12 protein-coding genes are annotated in these 14,400 nt (G+C 58.6%); 10 read left to right on the forward strand and 2 right to left on the reverse strand.

Going from position 1 to position 14,400, the window contains the following annotated elements; translation table 11 throughout:
* Positions 1–3 precede the first annotated feature (3 nt).
* Entirely contained in the window at positions 4–1,881 is a 1,878-nt protein-coding gene (locus D4100_RS10075; protein WP_006319232.1) for an amidohydrolase, read from the reverse strand.
* Between the two features lie 312 nt (positions 1,882–2,193).
* Between D4100_RS10075 and D4100_RS10080 the strand changes: the two genes are divergently transcribed.
* Genes D4100_RS10080 through D4100_RS10100 form a run of 5 tightly spaced genes read left to right on the forward strand, consistent with a single transcriptional unit; the run spans position 2,194 to position 9,495 of the window.
* Positions 2,194–2,880: a hydrolase gene (locus D4100_RS10080; RefSeq protein WP_004946197.1), complete on the forward strand. Its 687-nt coding sequence runs from the start codon at positions 2,194–2,196 to the stop codon at positions 2,878–2,880.
* Positions 2,881–2,934: 54 nt separating this feature from the next.
* Complete coding sequence (locus D4100_RS10085) at positions 2,935–3,177, forward strand: DUF1427 family protein (protein ID WP_119804240.1); 243 nt, start codon at positions 2,935–2,937, stop codon at positions 3,175–3,177.
* Between the two features lie 4 nt (positions 3,178–3,181).
* Positions 3,182–3,448: a DUF1427 family protein gene (locus D4100_RS10090; RefSeq protein WP_119804241.1), complete on the forward strand. Its 267-nt coding sequence runs from the start codon at positions 3,182–3,184 to the stop codon at positions 3,446–3,448.
* A gap of 26 nt (positions 3,449–3,474) precedes the next feature.
* Positions 3,475–3,858 (forward strand): response regulator transcription factor, encoded by a 384-nt coding sequence (locus D4100_RS10095; RefSeq protein ID WP_006319235.1) that lies wholly within the window; start codon positions 3,475–3,477, stop codon positions 3,856–3,858.
* 30 nt (positions 3,859–3,888) lie between these two features.
* Positions 3,889–9,495 carry an ATP-binding sensor histidine kinase gene (locus D4100_RS10100; protein ID WP_119804242.1) on the forward strand — a complete coding sequence of 1,869 codons (5,607 nt, stop codon included), beginning with the start codon at positions 3,889–3,891 and terminating at the stop codon, positions 9,493–9,495.
* A gap of 89 nt (positions 9,496–9,584) precedes the next feature.
* On the opposite strand, the gene D4100_RS10105 is transcribed toward D4100_RS10100, so the two are convergent.
* The gene (locus D4100_RS10105) at positions 9,585–10,421 is read right to left on the reverse strand and encodes an IclR family transcriptional regulator domain-containing protein (protein WP_006319237.1); all 837 of its coding nucleotides are present in this window, start codon (positions 10,419–10,421) and stop codon (positions 9,585–9,587) included.
* A gap of 232 nt (positions 10,422–10,653) precedes the next feature.
* On the opposite strand from D4100_RS10105, the gene D4100_RS10110 reads away from it, so the two are divergent.
* The 5 genes from D4100_RS10110 to D4100_RS10130 all read left to right on the forward strand — a co-directional run bounded on the left by D4100_RS10110 (position 10,654) and on the right by D4100_RS10130 (position 14,392).
* Positions 10,654–11,340: a 3-oxoacid CoA-transferase subunit A gene (locus tag D4100_RS10110; RefSeq protein WP_119804243.1), complete on the forward strand. Its 687-nt coding sequence runs from the start codon at positions 10,654–10,656 to the stop codon at positions 11,338–11,340.
* Between the two features lie 11 nt (positions 11,341–11,351).
* Positions 11,352–12,032, forward strand: coding sequence for a 3-oxoacid CoA-transferase subunit B (locus D4100_RS10115; protein WP_006319239.1), 681 nt, complete (start codon positions 11,352–11,354; stop codon positions 12,030–12,032).
* Positions 12,010–13,212, forward strand: a complete 1,203-nt coding sequence (pcaF, locus tag D4100_RS10120) for a 3-oxoadipyl-CoA thiolase (RefSeq protein ID WP_006319240.1) — start codon at positions 12,010–12,012, stop codon at positions 13,210–13,212. The genes D4100_RS10115 and pcaF overlap by 23 nt, the downstream gene beginning before the upstream one ends.
* Entirely contained in the window at positions 13,209–13,976 is a 768-nt protein-coding gene (gene pcaD / locus D4100_RS10125; protein WP_119804244.1) for a 3-oxoadipate enol-lactonase, read from the forward strand. The genes pcaF and pcaD overlap by 4 nt, the downstream gene beginning before the upstream one ends.
* A 116-nt stretch (positions 13,977–14,092) precedes the next feature.
* A complete protein-coding gene (locus D4100_RS10130) occupies positions 14,093–14,392 on the forward strand; it encodes an ArsR/SmtB family transcription factor (RefSeq protein ID WP_119804245.1) in 300 nt (99 codons plus the stop codon).
* The last annotated feature ends 8 nt before the right edge of the window (positions 14,393–14,400 follow it).

Consider the following 14,400-nt stretch of genomic DNA (forward strand, 5'->3'; position numbering starts at 1 on the left):
GGATTAAAACGCAAAGCAGCTGCAGCCGAGCGTGCCCCAGAATGCATTGTCATCTGCAACGGGTACGCTGGAGCCGCGGGCAATATCATGATTGTGGGTGTGCACCCCACAAGGGCCGCTGCAGTGATGCGCCTGTGACATCATGCCGACGCGTGCGTTCGCTACCGGCGGTGCGCTGCGATAGTGACCCGGCACCTTCACCACTGGCGACCAATCCGGCAGCACCGGAATGGACGGCGGTGCCAGCGGCCCGAACGCGCCTGCGGCATAAACGATGTCGCCACCGACCACCGTCAGCACGGATTCGATGCCCTTGATCTCCTCTTCAGGCACGCAGAAGTAGTCCTTGCTGAGCACGGCCATGTCCGCCAGTTGGCCCGCTTTGATCTGCCCTTTTTTGCCCTGTTCGCTGGAGAACCAGGCGCTGCCCTGCGTCCACAGCATCAACGCGGTATCGCGATCCAGACGCGCATTGGCGTCATACATCTGCATGCCGCCCACGGTGCGGCCGGAAACCAGCCAGTAAAGCGCTGTCCACGGGTTGTAGCTGGCCACGCGGGTCGCGTCCGTCCCCAGCCCCACCGGCACGCCGGTTTCCAACATGCGGGCCACCGGTGGCGTGTGGCGGGTAGCCTCAATGCCGTAACGCTCGGCAAAGTATTCGCCCTGGAAGGCCATGCGGTGCTGTACCGCGATACCGCCGCCAAGCTCCTTGATGCGATCGATGTTTTTCTGGGTCACGGTTTCTGCATGGTCAAAGAACCAGTGCAGGCCATTGAACGGGATCTCGCGGTTGACCTTTTCAAACACGTCCAGCATGCGGCTGATGGATTCGTTGTAGGTCGCATGCAGGCGGAACGGCCAGCGATGCTCGACCAGGTGGCGTACGACACGCTCCAGCTCGTCTTCCATGCCTGGCGCCAGATCCGGGCGCGGCTCCAGGAAGTCTTCGAAGTCCGCGGCGGAAAACACCAGCATTTCACCTGCGCCATTATGGCGGAAGAAGTCACTGCCCTGGCCCGGCGTCAGCATGTCGGTCCATTTTTCGAAATCTTCCAGTTCATGCCCCGGCCGCTGGGTAAACAGGTTGTAAGCGATGCGCAACGTCATCTGCTTTTTCTCATGCAGCTCGGCGATCACTTGATAGTCTTCCGGATAGTTTTGGAAGCCGCCGCCCGCATCGATGGCGCTGGTCAGGCCCAGACGGTTCAGTTCGCGCATGAACTGACGGGTCGAGTTCACCTGCTGTTCCAGCGGCAACTTCGGCCCTTTGGCCAGTGTGGCATAGAGGATCATGGCGTTAGGGCGCGCAATCAGCATGCCGGTCGGGTTGCCGTTACTGTCGCGCTGAATTTCGCCGCCTGGGGGGTTGGGCGTATCTTTGGTGTAGCCCACCACTCTCAGTGCGGCGCGATTGAGCAGCGCGCGATCGTAAAGATGAAGAATAAACACCGGCGTGTCCGGCGCGGCTTCGTTAATCTCATCCAGCGTTGGCATGCGGCGTTCGGCAAACTGGAACTCCGTCCAGCCGCCCACCACGCGCACCCATTGTGGCGATGGCGTGCGCAGCGCCTGATCTTTCAACATCCGCAAGGCATCCGCCAGTGACGGCACGCCTTCCCAGCGCAATTCGAGGTTGTAGTTCAGGCCACCGCGGATCAGGTGGAGGTGCGAGTCATTAAGCCCCGGCACCGCGGTGTGTCCCTTAAGATCCACCACTTTCGTACCTTCGCAATGGTGCTGCATCACTTCGGCGACGGTACCGACCTGGAGGAATTTACCCTCGCGGATCGCCACGGCTTCCGCCAGTGGATTTTCGCGATCGACAGTATGAAACTGCCCGTTAACCAGTATCAAATCAGCTTTGCCCAGCGAAACCATAGATCCTCCTTTCTGAGACGTCCGGTTCAGGCAGAAAGCCGCCGGACACAAGGTGCGCGGCCCTTCAGAGCGGCGCGAATTGAAAGGATTATGGAATATGAATGGGAAAAGACCAGTTATACAAAGGGATAGATATACCAAAGTATAGGTATACGAAAGGTTAGTTATACCAACAGATAATAGTTTTGCCCCCGCCCCCAGCCTAACATTCAATCCGTTGATAGCGTTTACCACCCGGTAGCTTTCGGCTCTGTCGCTGCGCCAACGGTGTGACGACCTTGTTACTTTTAACCTCATCCCAAGGGTATTTTTATGACAACCTCTAAGCTCGAAGTCCTTACGCCTGCCAACTGTCAGATGATTTTTATCGACCACCAACCTCAGATGGCTTTCGGCGTGCAGTCGATCGACCGCCAGGTGCTGAAAAACAACACCGTTGCCCTGGCGAAAGCCGCGAAGGTATTCAACATTCCAACCCTCATCACAACCGTTGAAACCGAGAGCTTCTCAGGTAATACCTACCCGGAACTGCTGGACGTGTTCCCAGGCAAGGACATCCTCGAGCGGACCTCGATGAACTCGTGGGACGATCAGAAAGTGCGTGACGCGCTGGCCGCCAACGGCAAGAAAAAAGTGGTGGTTGCCGGCCTGTGGACCGAAGTCTGCAACAACAGCTTTGCCCTGTGCGCCATGCTGGAAGGCGACTATGAAATCTATATGGTGGCCGACGCGTCAGGCGGCACCTCTAAAGAAGCGCACGATTATGCCATGCAGCGCATGATTCAGGCAGGCGTGATCCCGGTAACCTGGCAGCAGGTGATGCTGGAATGGCAACGTGACTGGGCGCACAAAGAGACCTACAACGCGGTGATGGATATCGTGAAAGAGCATTCGGGCGCTTACGGCATGGGCGTGGATTATGCCTATACCATGGTGCACAAAGCGCCTTCACGTCAGAAGAGCGAGCACCGCACTCTGGCACCGGTCGCCGCCCGCTAACTGCGGGAAGCCGGCCGGCGCAAAGCCCGGCCGGCTTCTTCACTGGAGATAATGATGAGCGCAGGATTGATTTCCCTTTCCGCCGGCGTCCTTATTGGCCTGATCTATGGGCTGCTTAAGGCCCGCTCGCCCGCGCCCCCGGCACTGGCGCTGGTGGGGCTACTGGGAATGCTGGCCGGAGAAAGTTTGATGGGACAGGTGCTGCAACCTGAACAGACCGCCAACGCACAGCGTTGTCAGGCACAGCCCGGCATGGCGGCCTCTTCCACTGTAGCCTGCCCGGCGAAAGGGGACTGATGATATGAAAGCATGGCTTGTTTCGCTGGCAATCGGCCTTCTGGCCGGTATTATCTATGCTGCGTTGGATATTCATTCACCGGCTCCGCCGGTTATTGCCCTGCTGGGCCTGTTGGGAATGCTGATCGGCGAACAGATTATCCCGGTCACCCGGCGGTTGATAAACCGACAGCCGCTGACGCTGGCGTGGTTTCGCCATGAATGCGTCCCCAAAATATGCGGAACTCCACCGGTCAAGGCTCAGACAACAACAGAGGACCCTCCGCTTTAGTAATGATTTGTCAGAGGAATATCAGCATGATGCTGCCGCAGCGCATTGCCATTGTCGATGATGAACGTTCTGTCCGCAGCGGGTTAATCAACCTGCTGCAGTCGGACGGTTACACGACATGCGCCTTTGAATCCGCAGAGGCGTTTTTAAACGAAAAAACCGCGCTGTCAGACGCTTCGTTGGTCATTATCGACATCAAGCTAAAAGGAATGGGTGGATTCGAGCTTTATGAAAAAATAAAGGCTTACGCAACGCCGCCACCGGTGATATTTATATCCGGCCACGGTGATGAGAATATGCAACGGTTTGCCCTTAAACTCGGCGCCGTTGCTTTTTTGCGTAAGCCTATCGACATCGATACGCTCCTGGGCCTGATCCAACACGCATTGAAAGGCGATAAAAACGCCTGATGACAAGACCGCTGCCTGCGAGAGACCCGAATGAATGACCCGCTGATACCGCCAGACCGGGCTGCCCTTCCTGATTTTCAGGATGGGCAGTTTTTTGCATTTAAAGATGATGTCATTTTTACCCCCTTGGTTCATGAGGGCTGCATCGTCTGGATGAACGGGCGGCACCCTTTTTCGAGCGGGGCTTTCATCCTCGCCACGGCGGTCAGCGATGAGGCGGAAGCGGACGCGACCCGGCTGCTGAAAAATGAATTCATCCTGCGGCCCTACCTGTCTGACGCCTGGGCGGTGAAACCCGCCGCCTGCACGCAGTACCGTGGCCGGTACGCTCTGGTCTATCCGTCTTTTGCCTTTGACTCCCTGGCCCGCATCACGGGGCAGCCGATGGCCTGCATTGCCAGCTTTCTGGAGCTTGCCATCCGGATATGTGCTCCGTTGCGTCAAATGCACAGGCACAACCTGATCCACGGCGATATCAAGCCGGGTAATATCTTTATCCAGAACGATACCTCATGCCGCCTTGCCGGGTTTGGTCTGACGACGGGCACTGCGGAAGAGCTAAAACAGACCCGCCTGCCGTTTTTTGGCGGCACGCTCGCCTATATGTCACCCGAACATACCTCGCGCACGCGAAGATCGGTGGACAGCCGCAGCGATCTCTATAGCCTTGGCATCGTCTTTTATGAACTGCTGACCGGCTCTTTGCCCTTCGACCTCAGCGAAGGCGGCCTGGAAGAATGGACGCATCACCATATCGCTTCAGAGCCACGTCCGCCTCATCTGCTGCGCGAACAGGTACCGGCCATGCTTTCAACCCTGGTCCTGAGGCTGTTGGCAAAATCGCCCGATAACCGTTACCAGACGGTCGACGGGCTGGTCGCTGACCTGCGCCGCTGTCAGGCCACCTTGACCAGTGACAATGACATCTTGCCCTTTCCTCCCGGGTTGCAGGATCGCGCACCTGAGTTTCATCTCGCCGATACGTTGTACACCCCCCATCCACAGGGCCGCGAGCTTATCGCCGCGTTCGACAAGGTTAATCAGAGCGGAACCCACACGCTTGCGATCATCAGCGGGCCTTCGGGCATCGGTAAATCCTCGTTGATCGCCTCAGCGTTAAAAGAGCTGAAGAACCGGCGTACGCTGCTTGCCGTGGGTAAAGTCGACCAGTTCTCGTCGTCGCTGCCTTATGGCGTGCTGACCTCCGCTTTCCGGGCGCTGACCCTGAAGCTGCTGGGGTTGCCGGCAGAAGATGTCGCGCTCTGGAAAACCCGCCTGGCGCGCACGCTGGACGGTTACGAGGGATTGGCCATTAACCTGGTGCCGGAACTGGGCCTGTTGCTGGAGAGAAAATCCCGGCAGGCCCCCGACTCGCTGTCGACCGATGCCCGGGCCCGCTTTAATCTTATGATAGTCAGCCTGGTCAATACCTTTGCCACCCCCGGTTGTCCGCTGGTGTTGCTGATTGACGATATTCACTGGATCGATGCCGCCAGCTTGCAGGTGTTGGAATATCTGCTTAAAAACAGCGATGCCCTGCCGTTGCTGTTGGTGGTTGCCCTGCGCGATCCCTCCTCAACCGACAACCTTTCGGTATCTGAGGCGCTGGGCCGGCTTCGTGATGCGGCTCAACGTAAAATCGACATCATACCGGCGCCGCTCTCGGTTAAAGCCGTCGCTCGCTGGCTGGCCGACGTCTTCCAGCGGCGCTCGACCGACACCCTCGACCTGGCTCGTCTGATACATGAAAAAACCGGCGGCAATCCGCTGTTCGTGCATGAGTTTTTCAAACGTATCGTCGATGACGGCCTGGTGACGCACAACAAGTATCAAGGCAAGTGGTATTACGACGTGCCGACCATTCAGGCACGCCATTACACCGAAAACGTCGTCGGGCTGGTATTGCAGCAACTGGAGAAAATGCCCGAAGAAACCCGCAAGCTGTTGGGCAGCCTGGCCTGTCTGGGCAGCAGCGGTGAGCTTGGCACCATCAGCCGCGTCCTGAATCTCTCAGATACGGATATCCGCTATCAATTGCACCCTGCGGTTACCGCCCAATTGATTACCCTGTCCGCCGACACCTATATGTTCCCCCATGATCGCGTGCAGGAAGCGGCCTTCGCCCTGCTGGATGCCGGCGAGCGGGGGCATCTGCACCTCACGACGGCCAGCCTGCTGGCCGAAGCTTCACGCCAGGCGGCGGGCAATGAGATGCTGTTCCGCGCCATTCACCATGTATCCGCCGCCATTGACTGCGTACAGCCGCCGCCACAGCGCAAAATGTTCCGCGAATTGAGCATGCTGGCAGCCCGCCGTGCGAAGCGTTCCGGCGACTACCTCTCCGCACAGCGATATCTGCAGACCGCCCGTGCACTCGGCGGCCCTGCGTCTGATGATGCGCCCGATTTCGCGCTGGAGCTGGAAGAAGCCGAATGCGCGTTTTTACTGGGTAACCTGGTCGCGGCGCGGCATTTGAGCGACCGGTTGCTGGCTTCGCCTGGCGGGTTGGCGGAAAAAATCTCCGCAGCCAATTTGCTGGCGGAAGTGCATATGCGCCAGTCGGATAACCCGCTGGCGCTGGAGACCGCATTAAGCTGGCTGACGGTATCCGGCATTACGCTTAACCGGCACCCCGACGATGCGGAATGCGAGACGGCCTGGAAAATGCTCCATGCCCGCATCGGTGAGAGCCCGGCCGCGATTTTCAACCAATTGCCGCTCATGGCCAATCCTGAAACGGAAGCCGCGATGAGTTTACTGGCCCGTGCCGGCCTGTCCGCCAGTTTCATCAGCCCACGCCTGCACTTCATGCTGCTGTGCCAGATGCTGCATCTGACGCTGGAACACGGCATTACCGGTGCATCAACGTCGGCGATGGGCTGGTTTGGCGTGCTGATTGGCCACCGCTATGCCGAATATCGGTTGGGCTTCAAATACGCGGTACTGGCCCGTGAACTCGTGACGCGCCACGGTTACAGCGTTTACGAAGCGAAGACGCTGCTGCCGCTCGATCAGTTGAGCGTCTGGACCCAGCCGCTCTCCTACACCACCGAATGCGCCAAAGCCTGCTTCACGGCGGCGGTGACGCACGGCGATCTGACCGTCGCCTCTTTTGCCGCCTGTCATCAGATCATTAACTTTTTAAGCCGCGGCGATCATCTCGATAACGTGCTGATCAGCATCGAACGGGGGCTGGCCTTCGTGCGGAAATCCCATTTTCCGGACGTTGAACGCATTATGTTGATCCAAAAGCATTATGTTGAGCATTTACGCACCGTATCTCCCGGATATTGGGGCGGCATGGATGCGCTGCCCGACTCACTGCTGCCAACCGCGCCGGAACAGGCGCCGCAGCAAATGTCCACCATGATGTTCTGGTTCTGGCTATATCGGGGCATGACGCATTTTGTCGCCGGCGAATACCCGCAGGCGGAAGAGTCGCTGGCGCAGGCCGAATTCTTTGCCTGGTCTGCGCCGGGGCATATCCACCTGCTGGATTTGCATCTGTACAGCGCGCTGACGTTAACCGCTCAACTGACGCCGGATACCTTCTCCGTCGAGCACCGGCGCAGGCTGCAAAAACACTACGACAAAATCGCGCTTTGGGCGCGCATTAATCCAGGTACATTCGCCGACAAAGAGGCCCTGGTGTATGCGGAGATTGTCCGCCTTGACGGCATGAACAGCATTGCGCTCGAGCAGTATGAAAAAGCGGTGAGGCTCTCGCGGGACTCGGGGTTCAATCCCAGCAATGGGCTGGCTCATGAACTCGCGGGGCGCTTCGCGCTCAGTTGCGGCTATCATACGGCCGCAGATGCCCACTTTAGGGGCGCAATGGCGGCATGGGGGCGCACAGGGGCGCAGGCCAAGGTGAATCAGCTGAAACAGGCTTACCCCCATCTGGTGTCCCCCGGCCAGGCAACGCCTTACGACACCATCGCCTTTGCCCAGAATGAAGAAATCCGCGATCTGCAAAGTGTCATCAAAGCCTCGCGTGCCCTGTCTGAAGAGATCAATCTGGAACGGCTTATTCAGATACTGATGACTATGCTGCTGGAACGTGCCGGCGCCCAACGCGGCCTGTTGATCCGCGTATTGGATAACAACATTCCTGAAATCGAGGCAAGTGCCTATACCGGCAGCGACGGCGTCAGGGTACGGATTATAAAAGATGTGCCGATGGCTACCGACATGCCGCTGTCGGTACTGTCGGCCGTGATCCGTACCGGGCAAGAGATACGCACCGGAAAACCGGAAGAGTTCAGCCCCTTCTCGCAGGATCCTTACCTCGTGACTTCCGGCGCTGCCGTATTGTGCGTGCCGATGTTCAAGCAGGCGCGGCTGGTCGGCGTGTTGTATCTCGAAAATCGTTTAATGCCTGAAATCTTCACCGCCGAGCATTCGAAAGTGGTTAACCTGCTCGGCGCACATGCCGCCGTGTCGCTCGAAACCGCAAGGCTGTATGCCGAATTGCTTGAGGAGAACATCCAGCGCAGACGGGTGGAAAAAGAGCTAAGAGCAAGCCAGACCTCGCTGATGCTGGGCGAACAGATCAGTCATACCGGCAGTTGGCGTTGGGAGCTGGAGCAGGACCTGATGTTCATGTCCGAAGAATATGCCCGTATTCTCGGCCTGCCCGAGAAGCAGAAAATGATTTCCATGGCCGAGTTTCTTACCTTCGTTCATCCGGACGACTATGCGCGAGTCAGCACCGTCGTCACCGACGGGGTGAGAGACGGGCTGCCCCTGCGGGCCGAGTTTCGCATCATGAGCGCGGATGGCGTTTGCCGCTACATATTGGGCATCGGTAACCCGGTCGGCGTAGGCACCGAGGTCTATGAATACTACGGCACCATCACCGACATCACCGCCCAGCGGCAGACGGAGGACGCCGTCAGGGTCGCCCAGGCCGAGCTGGCCCGCGTTTCCCGCGCGACCACCGTCGGCCAGTTGACCTCATCCATTGCGCACGAAATCAATCAACCCTTGATGTCGATTGTCTCGAACGCCGGAGCAAGCCTGCGCTGGCTGAACCACGACCCTGTCCGGCATGACAATATTCGTACCGGGCTGGAGGAGATCATTGCGGAAGGCCAGCGCGCAGGCGAAATCATTCGCAGCCTGCAAACCCTGACGCGCAAGCAGGAACCGGTCTTTTCCCGTATCGATCTGCACTATCTTGTCCGCCATATCATGACCCTGTCACGCAGCGAAATCGAGCAGCGCCGCGTGGCGGTGGATTATGAACTGAAGGCCGTCGACAGCTTCATCTTTGGCGATAGCGTTCAGATTCAACAGGTATTGATTAACCTGGTGATGAACGCGATCGAGGCTCTGTCTGAAGTGAGCGATCGTACGCGAACGCTGAGGATAACCACGCTAAATTCCGATGAAAAAACGGTCGAGTTGCGTATCGCGGACAACGGAATCGGGCTGGATCCTGACGTAATGGAGCGGGTTTTCGATTCTTTCTACACCACAAAAGCGCAGGGAATGGGAATGGGGTTGACCATCAGCCACACCATTATTGAACGCCATCGGGGCACGCTGAAAGCGCAGATGGCGGAAACCTACGGCAGTTGCTTCAGTTTTGTGGTGCCAATTGCCGGCAATGAAGGTGCCATCAAGCCGCAATGAGTGCAGGTATTTGCGTGATCGTCGGGTGAAATCCCGGCGGCTTGCCTCAGCCAGATTGCCCCGACTGAGGTGGGCCACCGCGTTAGCGGCTACAGCAGCAACGCCAACTCCATCGCCGCGCGTTGCAGCTGTGGCAGCACCCGTTCACGCAGCTCCGCCGAGGAAATTTGCGAAGCATTGACCCCCACGTTCATTGCCGCCACCACGCCGCCGCCCTTGCGCGAATGCATCGGCACCGCGATCGAACGCAGGCCAATCTCCAACTGCTGATCGTTGATGGCATACCCCTGCCTGCGCACTTTAGCCAACTGTTCACGCAACTGTTCCGCGCTGGTCACGGTGTGCTCGGTCAGCGGTTCGAACCGCACCCGCGACAGATAATCCTCCAGTTGTTCCTCGTCCAGCGCACTGAGCAAAACCAGCCCCATTGACGTGGCGTAGGCCGGCAAGCGGCTGCCGCGCCCCAGATCGATCGTCATGATGCGCTTCACCGAGGCGCGGGCGATATACAATATGTTGTCGCCGTCCAGCGTCGCCACCGAGCAGGATTCATTGAGCAGCTTGCTGAGGTAATCCAGCGAGTTCTGCGCCGCCTTCGCCAGCTCGGAAGAGGAAAGATAAGCATGGCCGATGGTGAGCACCCGCGGCAGCAGCCGGTAATGTCGGCCATCGGGGCAATGCACGAAACCCAGCGCCCGCAAAGTGTAGAGGCAACGACGCACCGCAGCGCGCGGAATGCCGGTAATCTGGCTGATCTCGGAAACCGACATCTGCGAATACTGCGGTTGGAAGGCCTGCAGCACCTCTAACCCTCTGGCCAGCGACGCCATAAAGTTGGGATCGCCCTTGTACCTATCGTTGCTTAAATCGCCGATCTCCTGCAGCCGACGCAGCTCCCCGCCGCCAAACTCTGAAACATCATCCATTCTGATCTCCCCTTCTTTCGATAACATCTGAATTTATACGTCCGCAGTACCGGAACAACGCCAATAGCGATTTAGTTACCTGCATCACAAAACGAATAGCCAAACCATCAATGCTTCGATAATCGCACAACACGCTGATATTCGCACTTGTCGCTGTATTTTTCATCATTTAACGTAGATTAGAACCACTCGTATGACGCTGGAATAACCGCAGCCTACTCAGGAGTAGCAGATGATCGATAAAAACGTGGCGTCCGCAGACGCCGCCGTCGCAGATATACCGGATGGCGCCACCATTATGGTCGGTGGTTTTGGCCCTGCCGGCCAACCCTGCGCCCTGTTGGATGCGCTGATCCGCCACCGCCCGCGCGAACTGACGCTGATCAGCAATAACGCCGGCAACGGGGATTTCGGCCTGGCGGCGTTACTGAAGGCCGGCTGTGTGCGCAAAGTGGTGTGCTCTTTTCCGCGCCAGTCCGACTCCTGGGTATTTGACGATCTGTATCGCCGCGGCGAACTGGAGTTGGAGCTGATCCCGCAGGGCAATCTGGCTGCCCGCATTCAGGCCGGTGGTGCCGGCCTCGGCGGCTTCTACACGCCGACCGGTTACGGCACCAAACTGGCGGAAGGCAAGGAAACCCGTGAAATAGACGGCCGCCAGTATGTGTTTGAACTGCCGCTGAAGGCCGATTTTGCCCTGATCAAGGCTGAAAAAGGCGACCGCTGGGGCAACCTGCTGTATTACAAAACCGGGCGCAACTTCGGGCCGATCATGGCGATGGCGGCTCATTGCACCATTGCTGAAATCAATCAGTTAGTGCCGCTGGGCGAGCTGGATCCCGAAACCGTCATCACGCCGGGGATCTTCGTGCAACGCCTGGTGACCACCCCGGCAAGCGCCGTGCAACTGTCGGCTTAAGGAACGGATTTATGTCAAAACTCACTCATCAGCAGTTGGCCGAGCGCATTGCGCGCGACATCCCGGAAGGCGCCTATGTGAATCTGGGCATCGGCATCCCGACGCAAATCGCCAACTACCTGCCGGCGGACAAAGAAATCTTCCTGCACAGCGAAAACGGCATTCTCGGCATGGGGCCGGCACCGGCCGAAGGAGAGGAAGATCCTGATCTGATCAACGCCGGCAAACAGCCGGTCACCCTGCTGAAAGGCGGTTGCTTTTTCCATCACGGCGACTCCTTCGCCATGATGCGCGGCGGCCACCTGGATATTTGCGTACTGGGTGCCTATCAGGTCTCCGAACGGGGCGATTTGGCCAACTGGAGTACCGGTGCGCCAGGGGCGATACCGGCGGTCGGCGGTGCGATGGATTTGGCGATTGGCGCACGTCAGGTATTTGTGATGACCGAACACCTGACTAAAAAAGGCGAATGCAAGATTGTCCGCCATTGCACCTATCCGCTGACCGGCGTCGGCTGCATTGATCGCATCTACAGCGATCTGGCGGTCATGGACGTCACGCCTCAGGGCCTGGTGGTACGCGAAATATTCGGCGGGCTGACCCCGCAACAATTACAGGAAATCACCCCGGTCGAGTTGACCTTTGCCCTTCAGCACGGAGAACCAACGCATGAATCCAGCTTATCTGTGTGACGCCGTCCGTACGCCTTTTGGCCGCCTGAACGGCAGTCTCGCCACCGTCCGCGCCGACGATCTGGCCGCCCTGCCGCTGAAAGCGTTGCAGGCGCGCCACCCGCAGCTTGACTGGGGCGCGGTAGACGACGTGCTGTTCGGTTGCGCCAATCAGGCCGGGGAAGATAACCGCAACGTGGCGCGGATGGCGTTGCTGCTGGCCGGCCTGCCGGTGCAGATCCCCGGTTGCACCCTCAACCGTCTGTGCGGATCCAGCCTGGATGCGGTGGCGATGGTGGCCCGCACCATCAAAACCGGTGAAAGCGAGTTGATGATTGCCGGCGGCGTGGAAAGCATGTCCCGGGCGCCGTTTGTGATGGGCAAAGCGGAAAGCGCCTTCAGCCGGGCGATGAAAATAGAAGACACCACCATGGGTTGGCGGTTTATCAACCCGCAGATGCAAGCGCAATACGGCGTGGACTCTATGCCGCAAACCGCCGAAAACGTGGCCCTGAAGTTTGGCATCAGCCGCCAGGATCAGGATGCCTTCGCTCTGCGCAGCCAGCAGCGTACCGCTAGCGCCCAGGAAAGCGGTTTTTTCGCCGGGCAACTGATTGAAGTCAGCCTGGCGCAGAAAAAAGGCGACCCACTGCTGTTTCGCCAGGATGAACACCCGCGCGCCACGACGCTCGACGCGCTGGCGAAGTTGAAACCGGTAGTTAATCCGCAAGGTACCGTCACTGCCGGTAATGCCTCCGGGCTGAACGACGGTGCCTGCGCACTGTTGCTGGCCGGTGAACGCGGGGTGGCCCGCCACGGCTTGCAACCGATGGCTCGTATCGTCGCCAGCGCGGTGACCGGCATTGAGCCTGCAATTATGGGGTTTGCCCCGGCGGAGGCGGTGCGCAAGGTGCTGAAGATTGCCGGTCTGACGCTCGATCAAATGGACGTTATCGAACTTAACGAAGCCTTTGCGGCACAGGCGCTGGCCGTGACGCGTGAACTGGGGCTGAAGGACGATGCCGCGCAGGTGAATCCGAACGGCGGCGCCATTGCGCTGGGCCATCCATTGGGTGCTTCCGGCGGCAGGCTGGTGATGAATGCCGCCTGGCAATTGCAGAAAACCCGGGGCCGTTACGGGTTGTGCACCATGTGTATCGGCGTTGGTCAAGGTATTGCGCTGATCATCGAACGGGTATGAATATGGACATTGAATATCGTCTTGATGGCCGTGCCGGTGCGCCGCTGTTGGTCCTGTCCAACTCGCTCGGCACCACCTTCGACATGTGGCAGGCGCAGTTGCCGACCTGGTATGAACACTTTCACGTGTTGCATTACAACCAACGCGGCCACGGTGCTACGCCGCTGCCGAGAACCCCGCTGCAGCTGGAAACGCTCGGCAACGACGTTATCGCCCTGCTCGACAGGCTGGATGCGCCAAGCGCCCACTTTTGCGGCATCTCGATGGGTGGGCTGACCGGGTTGTGGCTCAACCGCTACCACCCGCAACGCATCGATCGCCTGGTGGTAGCGAATACCGCCGCACGCATCGGCAGCAGCGAGGGCTGGCAGCAGCGTGCGCAGCAAGTGCGCAACCAAGGGTTGGCAGCCATCGCCGCCGCCTCCCCTTCCCGTTGGTTTACCGAAGACTTTTTGCAGCGATCGCCGCAGCGGGTTGCGGCGCTGGTCGACGGGCTGGCAGCCGGCAATGCCGCCGGTTACGCCGCCTGCTGCGACGCGCTGGCGCAGGCCGACCTTCGTGACCAAACCCGCCAGATGACGCGGCCAATGCTGGTCATCGCCGGGGAGCATGATCCGGTCACCACCGTGGCGGACGCCGAATTTTTGGTCGCCAATGCGCCGTGCGCCAAATTAAAAGTGTTGCCGGCCTCGCATATCTCCAACGTGGCCTGCGCGGAGATGTTCGGCCAAAGCGTTGTTGATTTCCTCACTGATAAGGAATGACTGTGGATTATTAGGGCCGACGATAACGTCGGCCCTAACGTTTTCAGTGCACAAAAACCTCGACGAACGCATTATATTTCCATTATTCTGGAAATATAGTTTAAAGAGGTGCGCCAATGGAATTGAATGACGTCGCAGATGCCCTGAAAGAACTGGGTCACCCCACCCGATTGAGCATCTATAAACAGCTGGTTCGCGCGGGTCATGGTGGCCTGCCGGTAGGCGAACTGCAAAAAAGACTGGATATCCCCAACTCAACGCTCAGCCACCATATCGCCGCGTTGGTTTCCGTCGGTCTGGTGCATCAGCAACGTGAAGGCCGCACGCTGTTTTGCCTGCCGCAATATGACGTACTCAAGGGTATCGTCGCTTTCCTGATTGAAGAGTGCTGCGCCGATCAACCACAGCGCTGCTGACCCCTGAC

This window comes from Serratia inhibens (assembly GCF_003591175.1).
GTDB classification, from domain to species: Bacteria; Pseudomonadota; Gammaproteobacteria; order Enterobacterales; family Enterobacteriaceae; genus Serratia; species Serratia inhibens.

Excerpts from the sequence above, each read along its gene's own strand:
- D4100_RS10075 (WP_006319232.1), bottom strand. The coding sequence starts at position 1,881 with ATGGTTTCGCTGGGCAAAGCTGATTTGATACTGGTTAACGGGCAGTTT.
- D4100_RS10080 (WP_004946197.1), top strand. The coding sequence starts at position 2,194 with ATGACAACCTCTAAGCTCGAAGTCCTTACGCCTGCCAACTGTCAGATG.
- D4100_RS10085 (WP_119804240.1), top strand. The coding sequence starts at position 2,935 with ATGAGCGCAGGATTGATTTCCCTTTCCGCCGGCGTCCTTATTGGCCTG.
- D4100_RS10090 (WP_119804241.1), top strand. The coding sequence starts at position 3,182 with ATGAAAGCATGGCTTGTTTCGCTGGCAATCGGCCTTCTGGCCGGTATT.
- D4100_RS10095 (WP_006319235.1), top strand. The coding sequence starts at position 3,475 with ATGATGCTGCCGCAGCGCATTGCCATTGTCGATGATGAACGTTCTGTC.
- D4100_RS10100 (WP_119804242.1), top strand. The coding sequence starts at position 3,889 with ATGAATGACCCGCTGATACCGCCAGACCGGGCTGCCCTTCCTGATTTT.
- D4100_RS10105 (WP_006319237.1), bottom strand. The coding sequence starts at position 10,421 with ATGGATGATGTTTCAGAGTTTGGCGGCGGGGAGCTGCGTCGGCTGCAG.
- D4100_RS10110 (WP_119804243.1), top strand. The coding sequence starts at position 10,654 with ATGATCGATAAAAACGTGGCGTCCGCAGACGCCGCCGTCGCAGATATA.
- D4100_RS10115 (WP_006319239.1), top strand. The coding sequence starts at position 11,352 with ATGTCAAAACTCACTCATCAGCAGTTGGCCGAGCGCATTGCGCGCGAC.
- pcaF (WP_006319240.1), top strand. The coding sequence starts at position 12,010 with ATGAATCCAGCTTATCTGTGTGACGCCGTCCGTACGCCTTTTGGCCGC.
- pcaD (WP_119804244.1), top strand. The coding sequence starts at position 13,209 with ATGAATATGGACATTGAATATCGTCTTGATGGCCGTGCCGGTGCGCCG.
- D4100_RS10130 (WP_119804245.1), top strand. The coding sequence starts at position 14,093 with ATGGAATTGAATGACGTCGCAGATGCCCTGAAAGAACTGGGTCACCCC.